The 18,107-nt window shown below is 61.2% G+C and carries 16 protein-coding genes and 1 tRNA gene; 6 read left to right on the top strand and 11 right to left on the bottom strand.

What is annotated here, in order from left to right; genetic code table 11:
• Positions 1-34: 34 nt before the first annotated feature.
• Together JJJ17_RS08275 and JJJ17_RS08270 are read left to right on the top strand one after the other, a co-directional pair.
• Positions 35-2,224: a TonB-dependent siderophore receptor gene (locus tag JJJ17_RS08275; RefSeq protein WP_200685326.1), complete on the top strand. Its 2,190-nt coding sequence runs from the start codon at positions 35-37 to the stop codon at positions 2,222-2,224.
• A 111-nt stretch (positions 2,225-2,335) separates the two neighbouring features.
• Positions 2,336-2,412: transfer RNA gene (locus JJJ17_RS08270), tRNA-Pro, on the top strand.
• A 565-nt stretch (positions 2,413-2,977) separates the two neighbouring features.
• On the opposite strand, the gene JJJ17_RS08265 is transcribed toward JJJ17_RS08270, so the two are convergent.
• From JJJ17_RS08265 to JJJ17_RS08235, 7 genes are all read right to left on the bottom strand, one after another.
• On the bottom strand, positions 2,978-5,164 hold the full coding sequence (locus JJJ17_RS08265; RefSeq protein WP_200685324.1) for a 3-hydroxyacyl-CoA dehydrogenase NAD-binding domain-containing protein: 2,187 nt from the start codon (positions 5,162-5,164) through the stop codon (positions 2,978-2,980).
• The gene (locus JJJ17_RS08260) at positions 5,161-5,631 is read right to left on the bottom strand and encodes a cupin domain-containing protein (RefSeq protein WP_200685322.1); all 471 of its coding nucleotides are present in this window, start codon (positions 5,629-5,631) and stop codon (positions 5,161-5,163) included. Before JJJ17_RS08260 ends, JJJ17_RS08265 begins: the two co-directional genes overlap by 4 nt.
• Complete coding sequence (locus JJJ17_RS08255) at positions 5,631-6,842, bottom strand: acetyl-CoA C-acetyltransferase (RefSeq protein WP_200685320.1); 1,212 nt, start codon at positions 6,840-6,842, stop codon at positions 5,631-5,633. Before JJJ17_RS08255 ends, JJJ17_RS08260 begins: the two co-directional genes overlap by 1 nt.
• Entirely contained in the window at positions 6,839-7,480 is a 642-nt protein-coding gene (locus tag JJJ17_RS08250) for a glutathione S-transferase family protein (protein ID WP_200685318.1), read from the bottom strand. The genes JJJ17_RS08255 and JJJ17_RS08250 overlap by 4 nt, the downstream gene beginning before the upstream one ends.
• A gap of 252 nt (positions 7,481-7,732) precedes the next feature.
• Positions 7,733-9,505: an acyl-CoA dehydrogenase C-terminal domain-containing protein gene (locus tag JJJ17_RS08245; RefSeq protein ID WP_200685316.1), complete on the bottom strand. Its 1,773-nt coding sequence runs from the start codon at positions 9,503-9,505 to the stop codon at positions 7,733-7,735.
• A 3-nt stretch (positions 9,506-9,508) separates the two neighbouring features.
• Positions 9,509-9,907: a MerR family transcriptional regulator gene (locus JJJ17_RS08240; RefSeq protein WP_200685314.1), complete on the bottom strand. Its 399-nt coding sequence runs from the start codon at positions 9,905-9,907 to the stop codon at positions 9,509-9,511.
• Positions 9,908-10,028: 121 nt separating this feature from the next.
• The gene (locus JJJ17_RS08235) at positions 10,029-10,409 is read right to left on the bottom strand and encodes a MerR family transcriptional regulator (RefSeq protein ID WP_200685312.1); all 381 of its coding nucleotides are present in this window, start codon (positions 10,407-10,409) and stop codon (positions 10,029-10,031) included.
• Between the two features lie 186 nt (positions 10,410-10,595).
• Between JJJ17_RS08235 and JJJ17_RS08230 the strand changes: the two genes are divergently transcribed.
• Genes JJJ17_RS08230 through JJJ17_RS08220 form a run of 3 tightly spaced genes read left to right on the top strand, consistent with a single transcriptional unit; the run spans position 10,596 to position 12,882 of the window.
• The gene (locus JJJ17_RS08230; protein ID WP_200685310.1) at positions 10,596-11,039 is read left to right on the top strand and encodes a PaaI family thioesterase; all 444 of its coding nucleotides are present in this window, start codon (positions 10,596-10,598) and stop codon (positions 11,037-11,039) included.
• 6 nt (positions 11,040-11,045) lie between these two features.
• Positions 11,046-11,552: a PaaI family thioesterase gene (locus tag JJJ17_RS08225; protein WP_200685308.1), complete on the top strand. Its 507-nt coding sequence runs from the start codon at positions 11,046-11,048 to the stop codon at positions 11,550-11,552.
• 1 nt (position 11,553) lies between these two features.
• Positions 11,554-12,882: an MATE family efflux transporter gene (locus JJJ17_RS08220; protein ID WP_200685306.1), complete on the top strand. Its 1,329-nt coding sequence runs from the start codon at positions 11,554-11,556 to the stop codon at positions 12,880-12,882.
• Here the strand turns inward: JJJ17_RS08220 and JJJ17_RS08215 are convergent.
• From JJJ17_RS08215 to JJJ17_RS08200, 4 genes are read right to left on the bottom strand one after another with little or no spacing between them, the layout of a single operon-like run.
• Positions 12,879-13,715 (bottom strand): metal ABC transporter permease, encoded by an 837-nt coding sequence (locus JJJ17_RS08215; RefSeq protein ID WP_325168787.1) that lies wholly within the window; start codon positions 13,713-13,715, stop codon positions 12,879-12,881. The genes JJJ17_RS08220 and JJJ17_RS08215 overlap by 4 nt on opposite strands.
• On the bottom strand, positions 13,712-14,575 hold the full coding sequence (locus JJJ17_RS08210) for a metal ABC transporter permease (RefSeq protein ID WP_200685305.1): 864 nt from the start codon (positions 14,573-14,575) through the stop codon (positions 13,712-13,714). Before JJJ17_RS08210 ends, JJJ17_RS08215 begins: the two co-directional genes overlap by 4 nt.
• Positions 14,572-15,474 (bottom strand): manganese/iron ABC transporter ATP-binding protein, encoded by a 903-nt coding sequence (locus JJJ17_RS08205; RefSeq protein WP_200685304.1) that lies wholly within the window; start codon positions 15,472-15,474, stop codon positions 14,572-14,574. Before JJJ17_RS08205 ends, JJJ17_RS08210 begins: the two co-directional genes overlap by 4 nt.
• A gap of 12 nt (positions 15,475-15,486) precedes the next feature.
• Positions 15,487-16,404 (bottom strand): metal ABC transporter substrate-binding protein, encoded by a 918-nt coding sequence (locus tag JJJ17_RS08200; RefSeq protein WP_200685303.1) that lies wholly within the window; start codon positions 16,402-16,404, stop codon positions 15,487-15,489.
• Positions 16,405-17,091: 687 nt separating this feature from the next.
• Between JJJ17_RS08200 and JJJ17_RS08195 the strand changes: the two genes are divergently transcribed.
• A complete protein-coding gene (locus JJJ17_RS08195; protein WP_200685302.1) occupies positions 17,092-17,949 on the top strand; it encodes a Hint domain-containing protein in 858 nt (285 codons plus the stop codon).
• Positions 17,950-18,107 lie beyond the last annotated feature (158 nt).

Below are 18,107 nucleotides of genomic sequence, written 5' to 3'. Positions count from 1 at the left end.
AGCCAAGCAACATCCCTCCCGAAAGGTTTGCACCATGGCTTTGCACTATCCCGCATCTCTGAAGGCGCGCGCGCGTCTGACCACTGCGCTTGTCGGCGCTGGCATGCTGGCGCTATCCGGTCCTGCCATGGCGCAGGTGGCAGAGATCGTCGCGAGCGATCCAGAGACAGTCGTTCTGAACACGATCACCCTGACCGCCGCGCCGGGCACCACCACCGAGGGCACCGATAGCTGGACCTCGGAATGGATGCGCTCTGCCACCGGGCTGGTGCTGAGCCAGAAAGAGACGCCGCAATCGACCAGCGTCATCACCGATGCGCAAATGAAGGACCGCAACATCACCACCGTCGCCGAGACGATGGAGGCCGCCACCGGCATCACCGTGCAGGCCTATGAAAGCGACCGGATCAACTATTACTCGCGCGGCTTCCCGATCGACGCCTATCAATATGACGGCGTGCCGGTCCCGCGCGACGGCGTCTGGCAGTTCGGTGACAACAATGCCGATATGGCGCTGTATGATCATATCGAGATCGTCCGCGGGGCGACCGGGTTGATGCAGGGCGCGGGTGAACCGGGCGCCTCGATCAACTATATCCGCAAACGCCCGACCGAGGATTTCCAGAATATCGCATCCGTCTCGCTGGCCTATCCGAAAGGGGCGCGGATCGAATCCGATGTCTCCGGGCCGCTGAATGCAGATGGCACCATCCGCGGGCGGCTGGTCAGCGTGGTCGATAGCCGCGACGGGGTCTTGGATGGCTACACCAAGGACCGCTACGTCTTCTTCGGCGCCTTGGAAGCCGATCTGACCGAGAACACCTTGCTGAGCGCAGGTATCAGCTACCAGAAAACCAAGGCTGACGGCGTAACATGGGGCGGGCTGCCGCCGTTCTTCACCGATGGTGGCCTGATCGACTGGGAACGCGGTGCCAGCATCGGAACCGACTGGACCTATGTTGATACAGAGCGGACCGAGGCTTACGCCTCGCTGGAACAGGTCTTCCAGAACGGCTGGACGGGCCGTGTCGTGTTGACCCACGTGAAGAACGACATGGATTCGACGCTTGCCTGGATTTCAGGTCGGCCTGATCGCGAGACCGGCGATGGCATGACGGGCTATGGCACCCGTTATGATGGCGGATACCGGCAGACCAACCTGAACGCTGTTCTGAACGGTGATTTTCAGGCGTTCGGTCGCGAACATCAATTCGTGCTGGGCGCAATGGCCTCGAAGGGCGAGGGCACCTATTACGGCTATGGCAGCGGTGCCACTTTCCCGGTCAATATCTACCGGCTGAACGGCAACTATCCCGCGCCTGACCTGCTGGATGATCCCAATTACACTTCGGAAAGCAAATCGCGGCAATTCGCGATCTACGGCACCAGCAAATTCAACCTCAGCGACGATCTGTCGGTCCTTGCCGGGGCGCGGATCAACTGGTGGGATGGCGAGGAAGGTTCGGGCGGAGCACCGACGGCGGACTACAAATTCTCGGGTGAGGTCACGCCCTATCTTGGTGTCACCTATAACATCACGCCGACCTATACCGCCTATGGCAGCGTCACCAGCATCTACAAACCGCTGCTGCTCCAGGACCGCGACCGGCAATACCTGCCGCCAACCTATGGCTGGAACTATGAACTGGGGGTGAAGGCCGATCTTCTGGGCGGCGCGCTTACCACATCGGCCGCAGTCTTCCAGACCGATCAGCGCGATGTGGCGCAATATGTGGAATATATCGAAGAAGAATTCCGCAGCGTCTATGAAAGCATCGACGGCACCAAAACCCGTGGCTTCGAGCTTGAAGCTGCGGGCGCGATCAATGAGCGCTGGAATGTTTCGGGCGGCTATACCTTCCGCATCTCGAAGGACCGCGACGGTACCGAACTCTTCACCGACCAACCGCGCCACACGCTGAAGATCGCCACCGATTACCGCGTCCCCAACCTGTTTGACGACAAGCTGACGGTCGGTGGGGCGATGCGCTGGCAAAGCGACACGATCAGCATGCCTTGGGACGGCGGTTCAATCGCCGTGCGTCAGGGTTCCTATGCGATCTATGACCTGAACGCCTCGTACGAGATCAGCGACAAGGCCGAACTGACGCTGAGCGTGAACAACATCTTCAACAAGAAATACTACGCCACGACCGGCTTTTACGACACCGTCGTCTATGGCGACAATCGCACGGCAGAGCTGACCTTGCGCACACGCTTCTGACGAAATCCGACGGCCCGCCCTAAAGGCGGGCCGTCTCATATACGAATCTCTCACAGTTTGGCGCTGCCGGGTCTTTCCACCGCCCCATCGATCCGCTAGAAGCCCTTTCGTCGGGGCGTAGCGCAGCCTGGTAGCGCGACGGTTTTGGGTACCGTAGGTCGGAAGTTCGAATCTTCTCGCCCCGACCAGCAAAAATCCAAAAAAATTCAAGTGTTTTGCCGAGAGCGCAAATCGCTGACAATTTGCGCAGTTTACAGGTCGTTTTACATTTTTCGGGCGATTCCTCCGCCGTGGGAGCCGCGTCCTCCAATGGGTCGGCTATACCATTACCGAGGACGAGACCGGCTATTACGCCATGTACGATGTCGGGCCTGTTGGTGAGGTTGAAACGCTGGCTGACCGGAACAGAGCCGGTGCTGGTCCAAGATATACGCCAGACGGACCATGTCCTGCTTCTTGCTAAGACAGGCGCACTGCTTCACGTCGAAACTCCGGCATCGGCCTGTTCCCATAGAACAGCTCCTACCCCCTTAGTTGAGGATTTCCACTCCTAAGGGGCAAGTCTAAACAAATTTTCCCCGGAAGTGAGATCGAGCGGTGCGGTTGGTCCTCGACAACGAAGGTCATCATGGATCGCGCCGACATTCGACTGCTCCTTCAAGGTAGCAACAACCCTATACGGGCCGAAGCAACGCATGGGGGCAGAACCTATAAACGAAAAAGGGGGACCGCGGCGCGATCCCCCTTTGCCAGTCAGGCGGCCTGTTTCTGCTGGCCAAAGCGGCCATAGAAGCTTTCGCCTTTCTGGGCCATTTCGCGCAACAGTTTCGGCGTTTCGAACCTTGCGCCGTGGCGTTCGGTCAACCCGTCCGAGATCTCTGCCGCGCGACCTGCGCCCAGCATGTCCAGCCAACTGAACGGACCACCCGACCAGGGTGCAAAGCCCCAGCCAAGGATCGCGCCGACATCACCTTCGCGGATGTCTTCCAGCACGCCTTCCTCCAGCGCCCGCACGGCTTCCAGCGTCTGTGCGAACATCAGACGGTGCTGCACTTCGGTCAGGTCGGGTTGTTCGTCGGCAATCGGATATTTGGCCTCAAGGCCTTCCCACAGGCCCAGCCGCTTGCCCGCGTCGTCATAGGCGTAAAAGCCCGAATTCGACTTGCGACCCAGACGGCCTTCATCGGCCAGCCAGAACAGCACCTCATCGACGGCGCTGTCGGGATAGGCGTCGCCCATCGCGGCGCGGGTGGCCTTGGCGATCTTCACGCCCAGATCGATTGAGGTCTCATCGACCAGTTGCAGCGGACCAAGCGGCATGCCCATCAGCTTCGCCGCATTCTCGATCAGGACCGGGTTGACGCCCTCGGCCACCATGCGGACACCCTCGTTGATATAGGGGATGATGCAGCGGTTGGCGTAGAAGAAGCGGGCGTCGTTCACCACGATCGGGGTCTTGCGGATCTGGCGGACGAAATCCAGCGCCTTGGCGACGGCGACCGGGCCGGTCTTGGCGCCCTTGATGATCTCGACCAGCAGCATCTTGTCCACCGGGCTGAAGAAGTGGATGCCGATGAACTGCTCGGGGCGGGCGCTGGCCTTGGCCAATTCGCTGATCGGCAGGGTCGAGGTGTTGGTGGCGAAGATCGCATCGGCGGGGATCACCGCTTCGGCTTTCTTGGTCACCTCGGCCTTGACGCCGGTATCTTCGAACACCGCCTCAACGATCAGATCACAGCCCGACAGCGCGGCATAATCGGTGGTCGCGGTGATGAGGCCCAGCACTTCGGCCTTCTTCTCTTCGGTCGATTTCTTGCGGCTGATCGCCTTGTCCAGCAGAGCCGTGGAATAGGATTTGCCCTTGTCTGCCGCCTCTTGCTTGGCGTCGATCAGCACGACCTCGATCCCGGCCATTGCGCTGACATAGGCGATGCCTGCACCCATCATGCCCGCGCCCAGCACGCCGACCTTCTTCACCGTCTGATCGGGCGCATCGGGGCGGTTCGCGCCTTTCTCAAGCGCTTCTTTGTTGATGAACAGGCTGCGGATCATCGCGCCAGACGAGGGGTTCATCAGCACATTGGTGAACCAGCGCGCCTCGATCTTCAGCGCCTGATCAAAGGGCACCATCGCGCCTTCATAAACCGCCGACAGCAAAGCCTTGGCCGCCGGATAGACGCCCATGGTCTTGCCATGCACCATGGCCGAGGCACCGACAAAGGTCATGAAACCCGCCGGATGGAACGGCTCTCCGCCCGGCATCTTGTAGCCCTTTTGATCCCAGGGCTTGACCAGATCGGCTTCCTTGGCGTTCAGCACCCAGTCACGGGCCGCGGCCACCGGATCTTCGGCAACTTCATCGATGATGCCGGCGGCCTTGGCCTTTTTCGGATCGGACAGCTTGCCCTCCAGCAGGAAGGGCGCGGCCATCATTGCGCCCAGCTTGCGGGTCAGGCGGGTGGTGCCGCCTGCGCCGGGGAAAATGCCGACCATGATTTCCGGCAGGCCGATTTTGGCCTTCAGATTGTCGGCCGCAAAGATGCGATGCGTCGACAGCGGCAGTTCCAGCCCGATGCCAAGCGCGGTGCCGGGCAGGGCGGCGGCGATGGGCTTGCCGCCTTTCAACGTCTTCGGGTCCATCCCCGCCCGCTCGATCTTGCGCAGCAGGTGGTGCAGCGTCATCACGCCGTCAAAGACGCCCTGCGCGCCGCCATTGTTCTTCATCCCGGCGATGACGTTCAGATCCATCCCCCCGGCGAAATCTTTCTTGCCGCTGGTGATGACGATGCCCTTGACCGCCTCATCGGCCAAAGCCTCGTCGATCAGCCGGTTCAACTCGGCCGCGCCGTCCAGAGACAGCACGTTCATCGATTTGTTCGGCACGTCCCAGGTGATGATCGCGGCGCCATCGGCACCCTTTTCCATCGTGAAATCGGTCATTCTCTCTCTCCCTGTTTCGGGTAGGGGCTTCCGTCCAGATGCGTGAACCCCGAGGGCGTCGCCATAAGGTCGAGGCCCGGATAATGTGTGATGTTTTCAGGCTTGCGGCTGCCCGCGATCAGGTAGGTGACGGGCCGGTCCGAGTGGTTGCGCAAGGTATGCGCCACCGGATCGCCCGCCTTCCAGCAACAGGCATCGCCCGGATGGATCAGCGTCTCGACCCCATCCTCGACCACGGTTAATTCGCCGTCGAGCAGGTAAAGAAACTCATCCTCATGCTGTTCCCAATGCGGCTGGCTGCTTTGCTTGCCGGGCTGAAGCGTCTCCAGCGCAAGGCCGAATTGCGTCAGCCCGCCCGCCTCGGTCAGATGGCGATAGGACAGAAAGCCGCGCCCGAGGTTCCAGGGCTCGGGATAACCCGAAACCCCCTCGGTCAACGGCACGCTGTCCTTGCGCAGGATCGCCATCAGACCCGCTCGATGATCGTCGCAGCACCCATGCCCGAGGCGATGCAAAGCGTGGCAAGGCCGACCTGCTTGTCCTGACGCTCAAGCTCATCCAGCAGGGTGCCGATGATGATCGCGCCGGTCGCGCCAAGCGGGTGGCCAAGTGCGATGGCGCCGCCATTGACGTTGACCTTGCCCGGATCGACCTGAAACGCCTGCATGAAGCGCAGGACGACCGATGCGAAGGCCTCGTTCACCTCGAACAGGTCGATGTCATTGATCGACATGCCGCTGTCGCGCAGGATCTTTTCGGTCACCGGGACCGGGCCGGTCAGCATGATGGTGGGATCGGTGCCGATCTTGGCGGTGGCGCGGATGCGGGCGCGGGGCTTCAGGCCGTAAGCCTCGCCGAATTCCTTGTTGCCCAAGAGGACAGCGGCGGCGCCATCGACGATACCGGAAGAGTTCCCGGCATGGTGAATGTGATCGATATGGTCGAGATGCGGGTATTTCAGCATCGCGACCTTGTCGAAGCCGGGCATTGCCTCGCCCATCTCCTTGAAGGCGGGTTTCAGCTTGGCCAGATCCTCCATCGCGGTGCCGGGACGCATATATTCGTCGCGGTCAAGGATGGTCAGGCCGTTCTGGTCCAGAACCGGCACGATGGATTTGGCAAAGCGGTTGTCCTTCCACGCCTCGGCGGCGCGGCGCTGGCTTTCCAGTGCCAGCTTGTCGGCATCCTCGCGCGAGAAGCCGAATTCGGTGGCGATGATATCGGCGCTGATCCCCTGCGGGACGAAATAGGTCTTCATCGCAAGGCTGGGATCGACGGCGATCGCCGCCCCGTCGCTGCCCATGGCAACCCGGCCCATCATCTCGACCCCGCCGGCGATATAGGCCTGACCCGCGCCGCCCTTGATCTGGTTGGCGGCAAGGTTCACCGCCTCCATCCCGGATGCGCAGAAACGGTTAATCGACAGGCCCGGGATCGATTCATCAAGGTCCGAGGCCAGCACGGCAGAGCGGGCCAGACAGCCGCCCTGTTCCTTCACTTGGGTGACGTTGCCCCAGATCACATCCTCGACCGCATGGCCTTCCAGATTGTTGCGTTCCTTGACGGCGTTCAGCAGGCGGGCGGAAAGCGCCAGCGAGGTGACCTCGTGCAGGCTGCCATCGGGGCGGCCCTTGCCGCGCGGCGTGCGGGCGGCGTCGTAGATATAGGCTTCGGTCATGTGTCCTCCTTCACGGCCCGGTCAGACGGATTGCCGGGCATCAGATCATAGGGATGTTTCCAACCGGGCAGGGCGGCAAGCGCTTCCAGCCAGCGGTCGATATGGGGCCATTCGGCGCGGTCGAAGCCGAAGGGTTCGGGGTAATAAAGATAGCCGCAGCAGGCGAAATCGGCGATGTTCGGACCCTTGCCCGCAACCCAGTCCCGGCTGGCCAGATGCCCGTCCAGAACCTTGTAGGCGACATGCAACCGGCCCTGCTGAAACTCGATCACCTGTTGGGGGCGCTTTGCCGGGGACAGGAAGTTCATCAGAAATCTGGTCGCCCCTGCCTGACCGGACAGTTTGTGATTGTCCCACATCAGCCAGCGCATCACCTCGGCCCGATCCTCGCCCCAGAATTTGCCGCTGCGATCGGCGATATGCATCTGGATGACGGCGGACTGGGTCAGGCTCAGATCGCCCTCGCGGAAAACCGGCACCTCACCCATTTCGTTGATGCTGCGAAATTCGGGACTGCGCGCCTCGCCATTGAAGAAATCGACATAGACGGGCTGCCAGTCGTAACCGGCCAACTCCATCGTCAGCGCCGCCTTGTAGGCATTGCCGCTTTCGCCGAAGCACCACAATTGAGCCGTCATTTTGCCTCCTCGCAAACGGGGGGCTTCGCGCCCCCCGGACCCCCGCGGGATATTTTCATGAAGAAGAGGTGGATTGATTCACGCTTCTTCAACCTTTGCCGTCTAGATCTGACGCTGCGGTACAGGCTGGGAAGCCGATGACCGCTGAAGGAGAAGTTCCCGGCTCACGACTTTGATGCCGATGGCCGCGCGTGGGCCGGGAATGTCTTCTTCTTCACTTCAATATCCCCGCCGGAGGCATTCCGACCTTGATCAGAACGATTCCGCCGCCAGTTCCATGACGGGTTTCGATCCTGACTGGATCCGGGCCAGATGCGTTGCCGTCATCGGCAATTGCCGCGCCATGTAATAGCGCCCGGTGGCGAGCTTCGTGTTCAGGAAATCCTTGTCGCCTTCGCCCGCATCCAGCATCGCCTGCGCCGCGACCGCCATCTTGGCCCACATCAGGCCCAGCGTGACATGGCCGAACAGGTGCATGAAATCATAGGACCCGGCCAGCGCGTCATTGGGGTTCTTCATCCCGCGTTCCATGAAGAACATGGCAGCGGTCTGCAGATCCTTCGAGGCGGCTTTCAGCGGTGCGATGAAATCGGCAACGGCTGCGTTTTCGGCGTTTTCCTTGAGGAAGGCTTTCACCATCTCGAAGAAGGCCATTACATGCTTGCCGCCGTCTTGCGCCAGCTTGCGGCCGACCAGATCCAGTGCCTGCACGCCGTTCGCGCCTTCGTAGATCATGGTGATCCGGGCATCGCGGACGAACTGGGACATGCCCTGTTCCTCGATATAGCCGTGGCCGCCATAGATCTGCTGCGCCAGAACCGCGCTGTCGAAGCCTTTGTCGGTCAGGAAGCCCTTGATGACCGGCGTCAGCAGCGAGATCAGCCCCTCGGCTGCCGCATCGCCCTGATGCGCCTTGTCGATCTGATGCGCGCCCCAGACGACCAGCATCCGTGCGCCTTCGAGGAAGGATTTCTGATCCATCAGCGAGCGGCGGATATCCGGGTGAACGATCAGCGGATCGGCGGGGCCGGATTTGTTTTCCGCGCCGGTGACCGCGCGGCCTTGCAGGCGGTCCTTGGCGTATTCGACCGCGTTCTGATAGGCGGGCACTGCGGCGGCATAGCCTTGCAGACCCACGCCCATCCGCGCCTCGTTCATCATGGTGAACATGGCCCGCATGCCCTTGTGCAGATCGCCCAGCAGCCAGCCCTTGGCGCCGTCATAATTCATGACGCAGGTGGCATTGCCGTGGATGCCCATCTTCTCTTCGAGATTGCCGACCGAGACGCCATTGCGTTCGCCAAGCGAGCCATCCTCATTGACCAGAAACTTCGGCACGATGAACAGCGAGATGCCCTTGGTGCTTTCGCCGCCGCCCGGAGCCTTTGCCAGAACCAGATGGATGACGTTTTCCGACAGGTCGTGATCGCCGGCCGAGATGAAGATTTTCTGCCCGGTGATCAGGTAGCTGCCATCGTCCTGCGGTTCCGCCTTGGTGCGCAGCATGCCCAGATCGGTGCCGGCATGCGGCTCGGTCAGGTTCATGGTGCCGGTCCATTCGCAGGACACCATCTTCGGCAGATAGGTCTGTTTCTGCGCATCGGTGCCGTGGGCGTGGATCGCCGAATAGGCGCCGTGGGTCAGGCCTTGATACATATTGAACGCCATGTTGGCCGAGACGAACATCTCGCCCGTCGCCACGCCCAGAACATAGGGCATGCCCTGACCGCCATATTCAGGATCGCAGTCCAGCGCGGTCCAGCCGCCTTCCTTCATCGCCTCGAACGCCTTGCCAAAGCCTTCCGGGGTCCGCACCACGCCGTTTTCCAGCTTGCATCCCTGCTGATCGCCCACTGCGTTCAGCGGCGCCAGCACTTCCGAGGCAAGCTTGCCTGCAGCATCCAGCACGGCTTCGGTAAAGTCGCGGTCCAGTTCGTCATGGCCGGGCAGGCCGGTTTCGGACAGCTTCAGAACGTCGTGCATCGCGAATTGCAGGTCGCGGACGGGGGGCGAATAGATAGGCATGGCTTATCCTTTTGTCGTGTCTGAGGACATGGCGGCTAGACGAGCCTCGGCGTCGGTGAGCTGTAGTTTCAGATCCTCGATCGCGATGCGAAGTTCCGCATATTGCTGTTCCATGTCCGAAAGGCGCTGCCGCCCGACATCGATGGTTGCGGCAATCTGCGTGCGGTTGGTCCCGCCGGGCTCGTACAGTTCGAGCAACTGGCGGATCTCCTCGAGGCTGAACCCGAAGCGCTTGCCGCGCAGGATCAGCGTCAGACGCGCACGGTCCCTTCGGTCATAAAGCCGGTGCTGGCCACGACGTTCGGGGAAAATCAGTTCCCTGGCCTCATAGAAGCGCAAGGTGCGGGGGGTGACATCGAACGCATCGCACATCTGGCGAATCGTCAACAGCTCATCGGACATGGGTAGCGGTTCCTCCTAGTTCCCGTCTGCCGTCCTTGATTGCCGATATAGTCACAAGTTGACGCGAACGTAAGCGAAACGCGGCGTCACGATGTGAACCGCCATTGTCGCGACTGTCTGGTCAACTCATCCCGGTCAATGCTTTGGCGGCAGTTTCACGCAGCGCTTCAAGATCGGCGCGCGCCGTTTGCAATTCTGAAATCTGTTGGTCCAGCACGCCAAGTTGTCGGTCTGCCATCTCAAGCCAGACCTCGTATTGTTCGCGCGAACCTTTCTGTTCGTAAATGAGCAACCACTGACGAATGTCTTCCAGCGAAAAGCCGAACCTCCGGCCGCGCAGGATCAGGGTCATCCTGGCGATCTCGCGCGGGCCATAGAAACGCGCTCGGCCTTCCTTAAACGGACGTAACAACTCGATATATTCGTAGTACCGCAAGGTGCGGGGGGTCACGTCGAAACGTGCGCACATGTCTTTGAAGCTGATCAACTGCTCGTCGGACATACACTTTTCCTCCACTGCGTCATCCGGCAAGCTATCCGTAGAATCTTCACTTCTCAACCTTCACGGATAACGTGACGTCATCGAGCAGGGATCAGGGGTGAACGTGGCCCCTCTGTCACGGATAAGCCTTGTCTGGCAGGCTTTCCCAAGGCATCCCTGAAGAACCCCTGCAAGGAGAAACACCGGATGCCCGAGGATCGTTCCGACCTAAGCCCCGAAGATCGCGTCCGAATCGCCCAGCAGTTCATCGAGGCGATTCCCCATGCCCGTGCCCTTGGCATGAGGGTCGATCATCTGGGGGCGGGAAGCGCCCAGATCAGCATGCCCTGGTCTGAACATCTGGTCGGCGATCCCCGCACCGGCGTCATTCACGGCGGTGTCGTCTCGGCGCTGATGGATACCTGCTGCGGGGCGGCGGTGATGTCCCATCCTACCGAGCCGCGCTCGACCGCGACGATCGATCTACGGATCGACTATATGCGCTCGGCCGCGCCGGGGCAGCGGATCACGGCGAAGGCCGAATGCTATCACGTCACCCGCAGCGTGGCCTTTCTTCGGGCGGTGGCGCTGGATGAGGATGGCGAAAATCCGGTGGCCGCGGCGACCGGCGCGTTCACGGTGGAAAGGTAGGCAGTCATGGTCGGAGATCGCAACGAGCCGCTGAACCAGATCAAGCAGCGCCGGGATTCCGCGCTGAAGGCCTTGGTTTCGGGCGTGCCCTATATGAACTGGCTGGGCATAAACTTTGACCGGCGCGGGGATGAGCTGACCGCCGTGATGCCCTATGATGAGAAGCTGATCGGCAATCCGCGCCTGCCCGCGCTGCATGGCGGGGTGACGGCGGCGTTCCTTGAGGTGACGGCGATCATCGAGCTGTCATGGACCGCGATGTGGGAAGATATGGAATCGGGCCGCATTGCCCCTGATGCCGACGTGCCGGACAGTTTGCCGCGTCTGCCGAAAACCATCGATTTCACCGTCGATTATCTGCGCAGCGGCCTGCCGCGCGACGCCTATGCGCGGGCGAAGGTGGTCCGCTCGGGTCGGCGCTACGCCTCGGTTCAGGTCGAGGCATGGCAGGACAACCGGTCCCGGCTGATCGCGCAGGCGACCGGGCATTTCCTTATGCCGCAGGGCGGATAAGGTGACTGCCCGCGCCGATGTCGGGCCTTTGACCAATCGGCGTGTGCTGAACATCGCCGTTCCGATCGTGCTGTCGAATGCCACGATCCCGCTTCTGGGGCTGGTCGATACGGCCGTGGTCGGGCGGCTGGGCGAGGCTGCACCCATCGGCGCGGTGGGGCTTGGCGCGGTGGTGCTGACCTCGATCTACTGGATCTTCGGTTTTCTGCGCATGGGCACGACGGGCCTCATCGCGCAAAGCCACGGCACCGGCGACGATGCTGAAAGCGGGGCGCATCTGTTGCGCGCGCTGTTCATCGCCTTCGTCGCGGGGCTGAGCTTCGTCATCCTGCAACTGCCGATCTTCTGGGCGGCGTTCCAGCTCGCGCCTGCGTCAGACGCGGTCGAGACTCTGGCGCGGGATTATCTGGGCATCCGCATCTGGGGCGCGCCCGCGACCATCGGGCTATATGCCGTCACCGGCTGGCTGATCGCCATCGAGCGGACGCGGGCCGTGCTGATCCTGCAATTATGGCAGAACGGGATCAACGTGATCCTCAGCATCTGGCTGGGGCTGCAACTGGGCTTCGGCGTCACCGGCGTCGCATGGGCCACGCTGATCGCGGAATGGAGCGGGCTCTTGTTCGGTCTGTGGCTGGCGCGGCACGTGTTGCGGGCGGCAATCGTTGCGGCGCGGAGTATGGCGGTGCTGTTTGCGCGGGACAAGCTGAACCGGCTGATGCGGGTGAACGGCGATATCATGATCCGCTCGGTCCTGTTGCAGGTCAGCTTTACGTCTTTCTTGTTTCTGGGCGCGGCGCAGGGCGATGTGACGCTGGCCGCCAATCAGGTCTTGCTGCAGTTTCTGGCAATCACCGCCTATTCGCTGGACGGCTTCGCCTTCGCCGCCGAAAGCCTTGTCGGGCAGGCGGTCGGTGCCAAGCGGCCACAGGCGGTGCGGCGGGCCTCGATCCTGACATCGCAATGGGGCGTGGTGGGGGCGGTCGCGCTTGGGCTGGTCTTCTGGTTCGGCGGTGGCGCGATCATCGACATGCTGACCACCTCGCCCGAGGTCCGGGCCGAGGCGCGGGTCTATCTGGGCTGGATGGGCTTCGCGCCGCTGATCGGGGTGGCAAGCTGGATGCTGGACGGCATCTTCATCGGCGCGACGCTGACGCGGGACATGCGGATCGCCATGCTGCAATCGGCGCTGGTCTATCTGGTCGCGGTCCTGATGCTGCCGCCGCTGTTCGGGAACCACGGGTTGTGGATGGCGCTGATGCTGCTGAACGCGGCGCGCGGGCTGACCATGTGGCTGCGCTATCCCAAGGCCGAGGCGGCGGCGGCCTAGCCCTGCGTCTGCACGGCCCGGCGGTTCTGGGTGGTGCGATACAGAAACGCCCCGATGAAGATCACGATCAGCAACAGGATGATCGTCGCGGCGGGCGAGCTGTCGAGGAAGAAGCTGAGATAGGTCCCGCCCAGCATCGCCACCAGACAGACCAGTACCGCCACGGCCAGCATCCGCCCAAAGCTGCGCACGATCAGGAACGCAATCGCCCCCGGCGCGATCAGCAGCCCGACGGCAAGGATCAGCCCGGTCGCCGTCAGCGTCGCCACGATGGTCAGCGACAGGATCGTCAGCAGCCCGTAATGCAACAGCCCGACCGGCAGCCCCGAGGCTCGCGCCTGACCCGGATCGAAGGTGAACAGCATCAGATCCTTCCAGAAGGCCAGCAGCAGGATCGACACGATGATCGAGATCGCCCCGCTAAGCTGCAGATCCGCTAGCTGCACCCCCAGCATGTTGCCGAACAGGATGTGATCCAGATGGATGGAAGGCGCGATGGCGACATAGATGACGATGCCCAGCCCGAACATGCCGGAAAAGACCACGCCCATGACGGTGTCCTGTTTCACGCGGCTGTTCTCGGCCAGATAGCCGGTGGCGATGGCGGTGAACATGCCGGCGGCGAAGGCTCCGACGACCAGCGGGAAGCCAAAGACATAGGCCAGCACGATCCCCGGCAGCACCGCATGGCTGACCGCATCGCCCATCAGCGCCCAGCCTTTCAGCACCAGATAGCAGGAGAGCAGCGCCGTCGGCACCGCAACAAGGGCCGAGATCGCGAAGGCGTTCAGCATGAACGGGAAGTGGAAGGGAAGCAGCAGGGTCTCGATCACGGCGTCACCTCGTCACGCAGCGCGGCGCGGGCCTTGGCGCGGGCGGCCAGAAGGCCGTGTTTCGGGGCGAAGACGAAGACCAGCAAGAAGATCAGCGTTTGCAGGCAGACGATGACGCCCCCGGTCGCGCCGTCGAGGAAATAGCTGATATAGGCGCCGAAAAAGCTGGTCAGCGTGCCGATGGCGACCGACAGGGCAATGAGGCGCGGAAAGCGGTCGCAAAGCAGATAGGCCGTAGCGCCGGGCGTCACCACCATGGCGATGACCAGAAACGCCCCGACGGTCTGCATCGCCGCCACCACGCTGGCCGAGAGCAGCGCAAAGAAGATACCTTTCAGCAGGCCGGGCCGCAGCCCGATCGACCGGGCGTGGTTTTCATCGAAGAACACCACCATCAGGTCTTTCCATTTCAGCAGCAGCACCACCAGTGACACGCAGCCGATGATCGCCAGTTGCAGCGTATCCTCGGGGGTGATGGCAAGGATATTGCCCATGGTGATCGTCTGGACCGATATGGCGATCGGGTTGATTGAGATCATGAACAGGCCCAGGCCGAAAAAGCCCGAGAAGATCAACCCGATCACCACATCGACCTTCAGCCCGGAACGTTCCGACAGAAACAGCATCGCCGCTGCGGCAAGGCCGCCTGACAGGAACGCGCCAAGCGCGAAGGGCAATCCCAGCATGTAGGCCCCGGCGACGCCCGGCACGACAGAATGGGACAAAGCGTCCCCGATCAGCGACCAGCCGCGCAGCATCAGATAGGCCGACAGGAACGCGCAGACCCCGCCCACAAGGGCAGAAACCCACATCGCGTTCATCATGTACATATAGTTGAACGGCTCCAGCAGCAGGGTCATTCCTTCTGCTCCGAAACGCTGCTCAGATGGGTGCGGTCGCCGTAATGGACCAGCGGGCGTTCGTCGTCGGTCAGGATCGAGACCGCGCGCGGATCGTCATCATCATGCAGATCGCCGCCGCCAAGCGTGACATGGCGCAGCACGCCGCCAAAGGCTTTCTCAAGGTTCTCGCGCGTGAAGGTGGTCTCGGTCGGGCCATAGGCCAGCACGGTGCCCTTGACCAGCACCACCCGGTCGCAGAATTCCGGCACCGAGCCAAGGTTATGGGTCGAAACCAGCATCACCCGGCCTTCATCGCGAAGCTCGCCCAGCAGTTTGATGATCTGCTCTTCGGTCTTCACATCGACGCCGGTGAACGGCTCGTCCAGCAGGATCACCTGACCGTCCTGCGCCAGCGCGCGGGCCAGAAACACCCGCTTTTTCTGCCCGCCCGACAGTTCGCCGATCTGGCGGTGGCGATATTCCTGCATGTTGACCCGGCTGAGGGCGGAATCGACCGCCTGATGATCGGCGGGCGAGGGGCGGCGCAGGAACCCCATTTTCCCATAGCGCCCCATCATCACCACATCCTCGACCAGCACCGGGAAGGACCAGTCCACCTCTTCCGATTGCGGGACATAGGCGACCAGATTGCGGCGCAGGACTTCCTTGACGGTCATCCCTAACAGCCTGATTTGACCGCCGGACACACCGACAAAGCCCATGATCGCCTTGAACAGCGTCGATTTGCCCGCGCCGTTCACCCCGACCAGCGCCGTGACGGTGCCGCGCGGGATTTGAAAGCTGGCATGGCGCAAAGCGGTGTGACCGTTACGATAGGTAACGGTCACGTCCTTGGCGATGATCCCGTCGCCCGAACCGGGTTCGTCCGAGGGCAGGGGGCGGGCGGCATGGATCATGATCGGCTCACTTCATTCGGTTTTGCTGGCGGTAGTTCCGGCTTGCAGACCTTCGGCCACGGTTTGCGAGGTGACGGTCAGCAGGTCCAGATAGGTCGGCACCGGGCCATCGGGTTCGGACAGGCTGTCCACGTAAAGAACGCCGCCATAATGCGCGCCGGTTTCGCGGGCGACCTGTTCAGCCGGTGCGGTGTTGACGGTGCTTTCGCAGAAGACGACCGGGATTTCATGTTCGCGCACGCCGTCGATCACTTCGCGGACCTGACGGGGGGTGCCCATCTGATCGGCGTTCATCGGCCACAGATACAGCTCTTTCAGGCCGAAATCGCGGGCGAGATAGCTGAAGGCCCCTTCGCAGGTGACCAGCCAGCGCTGATCCTCGGGGATTTCGGCGATCTGTTCGCGCAGCGGCTCGATCGTGCTGCGAAGCTGGTTTTTATAGGCTTCGGCATTCGCGGCATAGCTTTCGGCATTCGCCGGATCATGCTCGGCAAAGGCCTTTTCGATATTGTCGATATAGATCAGCGCATTGTCGAGGCCCATCCAGGCATGGGGATTGGGCTTGCCGTCATATGATCCGCCCGAGATCGCAATAGGATCGATCCCGTCCGTCAGCGTGACCGAGGGCACATCTTTCAGATTGGCAAGAAACTGTTCGAACCACAGCTCAAGGTTCATGCCGTTCCACAGCAGCAGATCGGCATCCTGCGCGCGCACCAGATCCTGCGGGGTCGGCTCGTATCCATGAATCTCGGCACCGGGTTTGGTGACAGACACCACCTCTGCCGCATCGCCGGCGACGTTTTGCGCCATATCGGCAAGCACGGTGAAGGTGGTCACGACCTTCATCTTGTCTTCGGCCCAAGCCGTCCCCGCGGTCAGCATCGCAGCCATCGCCGTTCCAGCCCAAAGCACCCTGTTCAGTCGCATCCGTTCCGTCTCCTGCATTCGTTCATCTTCTCTCTAAATGCGAACCATTTGCAAGAGTCAAGCCTGTTGAGATTAATTCTCAACTGGAATCGAAAGATCGGTGGCCGCCCGGAACGGACTGGGGCATCTGCCCTGACCGGGCGCGGTGTTCGGATTGTGCTGCGGCTTGCGATTGCGACGCGCGAATCTGTTCGCCTTGTGATTGCGGATCGCGATTCCGCGAGCAGCGGGTGAGGACTGCTGACATAAAGGCCAATCCGGCGGACCAAAAATCGGAAAAAGTATATATATATTCTAATCGTTTCAGCGGTTGTAAAGGATTGTTAATTTTTGGTTGAGTTTGGTGTTAATTCACGCCATCATTATCAAGTCAGGCCAAACTTCACGAATGTTCCGTCGTCTCCGGTGAATATTTTATTCGTCCGGTGTCATTTTTGTCCGGCAGTCATCAGTTGCAGATTCTCCAATCACTGCCCCGTTTCCCGGTGAAATCACATGAATTTTCTGTCCCAAGGCGCCGTTATGCAACGGTTGGCCTCTCCCATCACTGTTGACTTCGATTCAAATGGCCGCCAGCGGGTGGATCAGGTTTCGAATGATCGCCATTTGTTTTTAGAAGCGGAAACTTACGAGAATAATCGTCAGGACGGAATTGAAAGAGCGCCTGCCGGTCAGGCCGATCCTGATATGCCGTTCGAGTCCGATGCCGAGGATGCGGACCGTGGGCGACTGCTTGCGGCGGGCTATCTGGATGCCAGGATCGCGGGTGTTCAGGTGCGCTATCCGGTGATCCTGGTCGGTGCGGATGATCAACAGTTTCTGGTCTATCCCGATGCGCCGGAAGATATCCTCTCGGTGCTGCCCGAGGCGAAACAGACGCATCTGCACCTTTTCGAAAATGCGCAATACGACCCGCAGAATGACAGCGTTCCATGCTTCTGTTCAGGCACCCTGATCGGGACGATCAACGGTGATATGCCGATTGAGACGCTGAAGCCCGGCGACATGGTCGCGACCCGCGATCACGGATATCAGCCGATCCGCTGGATCGGATCAAAGCATCTGTCGCAGGCGCGCCTGAACAGGAACCCCGACCTGCTTCCGATCAGAATACGGGCTGGTGCATTGGGACGGAACCTTCCCGCCTCCGATCTGCTGATCTCGCCCAAACACCGGGTTCTGGTTCGCTCTGTCATCGCGCAGCGGATGTTCGGAGCCTTTGAAATCCTTGTGGCGGCAAGGCAGTTGCTGTCCATCGAGGGTATCGCCATCGCAGACGATCTGACCGAGGTTACGTATTTCCACATTCTCTTCGACCAGCATGAAGTGGTCGTTTCAAACGGTGCCGAGACCGAGTCGCTTTTTACCGGACCCGACGCGATGAAATCCGTTGGTCTTGCGGCCCAGACCGAGATCTTCGCTATCCTCCCCGAACTTGCGAAGAAGAGTTACCGACCTTCGCCGTCCCGTCCGATCCCCACGGGCCGGATGGCGGACCAGTTGGCGGCGCGGCACCTCATGCACCAACGACCGCTTTTTTCATGACGGAAATCTTCATGGAAAGAATGCCTTTGTAGTCTCGAATTTCAGATTTGATAGAAGGGTGTGACTATGGTGGCGCGGATCCCGATCCCCGCCACCATTTTTTTGCCCGCAAATTCCGTCCTCGCCGAAATCGGGAGCCGAAAAAGAAATAGCCCCGC

This window comes from Paracoccus caeni, from assembly GCF_016629665.1.
Lineage (GTDB): Bacteria > Pseudomonadota > Alphaproteobacteria > Rhodobacterales > Rhodobacteraceae > Paracoccus > Paracoccus caeni.
The sequence above is the reverse complement of the archived record's forward strand: the minus strand, read 5'-3'. Positions and strand labels throughout refer to the sequence as shown.

Bases quoted from the DNA above. Each gene is read 5' to 3' on its own strand.
- JJJ17_RS08255 (WP_200685320.1), bottom strand. From the start codon at position 6,842: ATGACCGAAGCCTATATCTACGACGCCGCCCGCACGCCGCGCGGCAAG.
- JJJ17_RS08260 (WP_200685322.1), bottom strand. From the start codon at position 5,631: ATGGCGATCCTGCGCAAGGACAGCGTGCCGTTGACCGAGGGGGTTTCG.
- JJJ17_RS08275 (WP_200685326.1), top strand. From the start codon at position 35: ATGGCTTTGCACTATCCCGCATCTCTGAAGGCGCGCGCGCGTCTGACC.
- JJJ17_RS08265 (WP_200685324.1), bottom strand. From the start codon at position 5,164: ATGACCGATTTCACGATGGAAAAGGGTGCCGATGGCGCCGCGATCATC.
- JJJ17_RS08250 (WP_200685318.1), bottom strand. From the start codon at position 7,480: ATGACGGCTCAATTGTGGTGCTTCGGCGAAAGCGGCAATGCCTACAAG.
- JJJ17_RS08210 (WP_200685305.1), bottom strand. From the start codon at position 14,575: ATGACCCTGCTGCTGGAGCCGTTCAACTATATGTACATGATGAACGCG.
- JJJ17_RS08200 (WP_200685303.1), bottom strand. From the start codon at position 16,404: ATGCGACTGAACAGGGTGCTTTGGGCTGGAACGGCGATGGCTGCGATG.
- JJJ17_RS08225 (WP_200685308.1), top strand. From the start codon at position 11,046: ATGGTCGGAGATCGCAACGAGCCGCTGAACCAGATCAAGCAGCGCCGG.
- JJJ17_RS08245 (WP_200685316.1), bottom strand. From the start codon at position 9,505: ATGCCTATCTATTCGCCCCCCGTCCGCGACCTGCAATTCGCGATGCAC.
- JJJ17_RS08230 (WP_200685310.1), top strand. From the start codon at position 10,596: ATGCCCGAGGATCGTTCCGACCTAAGCCCCGAAGATCGCGTCCGAATC.
- JJJ17_RS08205 (WP_200685304.1), bottom strand. From the start codon at position 15,474: ATGATCCATGCCGCCCGCCCCCTGCCCTCGGACGAACCCGGTTCGGGC.
- JJJ17_RS08240 (WP_200685314.1), bottom strand. From the start codon at position 9,907: ATGTCCGATGAGCTGTTGACGATTCGCCAGATGTGCGATGCGTTCGAT.
- JJJ17_RS08195 (WP_200685302.1), top strand. From the start codon at position 17,092: ATGCCGTTCGAGTCCGATGCCGAGGATGCGGACCGTGGGCGACTGCTT.
- JJJ17_RS08235 (WP_200685312.1), bottom strand. From the start codon at position 10,409: ATGTCCGACGAGCAGTTGATCAGCTTCAAAGACATGTGCGCACGTTTC.